We start from the raw sequence: 3,579 nt of genomic DNA, 5'->3' as shown, positions 1-3,579 counted from the left end.
CACAAAAAGGATGGGTATTCCTATGCAAATTAAGTTGGATATTTTCTGGGTATTGAACCCCAGAAAATATCCCCCGTTTCCTCCCGCCACTGACCTGGGTACAGGTTCAGTGGGGGTCTCCACGGAGGAAGACAGATGAAGCTGAGGTCAATCCGGCTGTGCAATTTTCGCCAGTTTTATGGAAAGACACCCGAAATAACTTTGGCAACTGGCGATCGCAATACGACGGTTATTCATGGTAACAATGGTGCTGGAAAGACGACGCTATTAAATGGCTTCACCTGGGTTCTGTACGAGAAATTCACGGCGGCGTTTGCGTCTCAAGAACAATTGGTGAACAAACGGGCAATTAGTGAAGCTGCCTTAAAGGAATCGGTAGAATGTTGGGTAGAAATTGGGTTTGAGCATCAGAATAAACGCTATCAGGCAAAACGACTCTGCCGCGCTTACAAGACAGAAGCGGGCGTGGAACAGGGTAAAAGCGAATTATACCTGCAAATTGCCGATGATGATGGTCGCTGGCTCTTACCCCAACAATTGCCAGAAGATATCATTGGGCGTATCTTACCTGCAAGCTTACATCAATACTTCTTCTTTGATGGGGAACGCATCGAGCAAATTGCCCGTTCTGATAAAAAAGCCGACATTGCTGAAGCGACGAAGACATTGCTCGGCGTTGAGGTGTTAAATCGCTCAATTAAGCATCTCAAGGAAGCCAGAAAAACCTTAGAAGCTGAATTATCGTTAATCGGCGATTCGGAAACCAAAAAACTACTCAAAGAACAAAAGCAACTGGAACAAAAAAGTCACAATCTAGTAAGTCGTCAAGTCGAAATCGAGCAGGAATTAGCCCACCACGATGAATTAAAGCAAACCTTGAGTAGTCGCTTGTTGGAACTCGGTGGCGCTCAAGAGTTGCAACAGCTACGGGATGAACTGGAAGCCCAACAAACATTACATCGAGACCAGCTTAAACAGGCAAAAGATAACCTTAAACGCGCCCTGTCTACACGTAGCTATACTGTATTATTATCCCCAGTGATCACAGCGTTTCAGTCCATTGTCGAAGACTTGCGATCGCGCGGCGAACTTCCGGTTGGGATTAAACAGCAATTTGTCCAGGATTTGCTGCACAGCCAGCGCTGTATCTGTGGTACGCAATTACAGGAAGGAACGCCAGCCTATCAACAGGTTGCGGCTTGGAGGGAGAAAGCTGGATTAGCGGATGTGGAAGAAACGGCGATTCGCTTAGGGGTACAGGTTGGTGAAATTGAACGGCAAATCCCAGATTTTTGGGCAGATGTGGATCAGCAACAGATAATTCTAGCTCAAGAACGAGCGGAAATTTCTCGTATTGAAACCCAACTAGATGATATTAGAAAAAAGCTGCTCACGTTTCCAGATGAGGATATTAGCCAACTCCAAAAGCGCCTAGATGAAATTGATGTAACTCTGCGCGATTTAACTCTAGAAAAGGGAGCAAATCAGCAGCAAATTGAACAGTTAGCCACTGATATACAAGCCATCGTCAAGCAAATTTCCAAACATCAAATGAATCAGGCAAAGCAAGCCTTGGCGCAACGGCGGATTGCGGCAACTCAGGACGCGATTGAACGATTGATTGAAGTTAGAACCCGACTAGATAATCAGTTTCGCACGTCTTTAGAAAAGCGAGTTCAGGAGATTTTTACCGGGATTTCGTTTACGCCTTATCTTCCTAAGCTAAATCAGAACTATGAATTAACTTTAGTGGAAAAAACCTCTGGAAACGAAGAACTCGTGGCGGCGTCTACGGGAGAAAACCAAATTCTCAGCCTTTCATTTATTGGTGGAATTATTGATCGGGTGCGGGATTGGATTCAAGAACAGGCGCTGATGGGACCTGATAGTAGCACGTTTCCCATGGTTATGGATTCACCGTTTGGCAGTTTGGATGAAATTTACCGCCGCCAAATTGCCCAAACCCTGCCCACTTTAGCCAATCAGTTAGTCGTGTTAGTCACTAAGACTCAATGGCGAGGAGAGGTGGCGCAAGAGATGGAACCCTATATTGGTCGAGAATACGTTCTGGTTTACAATTCACCGAAACCCGAGTGCGATCGCGATCGCATGGAACTGGGAGGTGTTTGTTATGATTTGGTTAAACCTAGTCCGAATGAGTTTGAATATACAGAAATTGTGGAAGTGGAGTATGTGTTTTAGGGTTATCGGTTTAAGGCAGGACAATTTGGTTAGGAAAGGGAACAATGACAACCATCACCATTCGCGAACAGGAATCAACGGATAGCGGATTTACCGCGACTCTCAGTTTTGATGGGCGGGTGAATTATCCCATCGTGATTACTGACCCCTTCACCCCGAAACAAGAACAGATTCTGGAATGGTATTTTGAACAATGGTTAGTTTTTCCCCAATTGGGAACGGTGAAGGCATCACAGGCGAAGGAATCGGTTAAGTCTTACGGGGAACAATTATTTGAGCAGGTATTTAGAACCAATATTGACGCCTATAGCGAGTATCGGCAATTCCGGGGGAATTTAAGTCAGATTCAAATAGAGATTGAAAGCCAGACGCCAGAGTTTCAATCGCTGCATTGGGAAGCCCTGCGTGATCCGGATTTACCGCGTCCCCTGGCGGTGGATTGTCTGATGCTGCGGAAGCATACCAAACCCGTTCCGATTGGGGCTAGTATGCCAGCATTTCCGGTAATTAATTTACTCTTGGTGACAGCACGACCGGATGAAGACGGTTATCGTACCATTTCCCGCCCCTTAATTGAAGCGATTGAGACGGCAAAGTTACGGGTGAATGTGGAGTTATTGCGTCCGGCTACATACAAGGCGTTATCCGATAAGTTGGAGGAGAAAGGGGCGGGATATTATCATATTATTCATTTTGACGCCCATGGCTCGTTGATGAGTTATGAGCAAGTGCAGAAGGGGATAGAAAAAAAGCGGTATACGTTTCAGGCGCGGTGGGGGCGAGAGGATATTGATCCGTATGAAGGAGTGAAGGCGTTTCTGTTTTTGGAGGGAGAAAGTCAGGGAAAGGCTGATCCGGTGGAGGCGTCGGAGTTGGCGGGTTTGTTGACAGGAAAAGGGATTCCGGTTTGTATTTTAAATGCTTGTCAATCGGGGAAACAGATTTCTGCTTCTCTTACTCTTACTCCCCCCCTTCGTAAGCAGGGGGTTTTCATTTTCAAAAAATATACCACAATAAAAGCAAAATCTTTGCTGATCAAAACCGTTTTTTTAGCGAGTTTCAATTCTCTCTATTCAAAAATATTTTTAAGCCCAACTCTTTGCTTAATTTATAGCTGCAAAAAAGCTGAATCTCTTGCCAATTCGTCATTTCCAGGTTTGGCTTGTCTTTTTTTGAGCTTTCTTTTTTATTAAAATTAGTGGCATTGAATCTATTAATCGTTAAATTAGCAACATTTTTTGCCAATGGTTTCCTAACCACGCCTGTCCTTGACTAATTGATAAAAAACCCTTCGATAAAGATTCATAATTAAAGTTATCAATAAAGAAAATTTTTCGGCTACCGCACAATCTTTGATTCTTGAATTATCTTCTTGAA

The 3,579-nt window shown here is 44.4% G+C and carries 1 protein-coding gene and 1 pseudogene; both read left to right on the top strand.

Features of this window, described 5'->3' with window-relative positions; genetic code table 11:
• Positions 1 to 135: 135 nt before the first annotated feature.
• Entirely contained in the window at positions 136 to 2,202 is a 2,067-nt protein-coding gene (locus RIG27_RS13775; protein WP_446345968.1) for an AAA family ATPase, read from the top strand.
• Positions 2,203 to 2,246: 44 nt separating this feature from the next.
• A pseudogene (locus RIG27_RS13770) lies at positions 2,247 to 3,155 on the top strand (CHAT domain-containing protein); the annotation flags it as partial.
• Between the last annotated feature and the right edge of the window lie 424 nt (positions 3,156 to 3,579).

Origin of the sequence: Coleofasciculus sp. F4-SAH-05, from assembly GCF_040222985.1 — a bacterium.
Taxonomy (GTDB): Bacteria; Cyanobacteriota; Cyanobacteriia; order Cyanobacteriales; family Coleofasciculaceae; genus Coleofasciculus; species Coleofasciculus chthonoplastes.
Note: the sequence above shows the minus strand (reverse complement) of the source record. Positions and strands in the feature narration are given on the sequence as shown.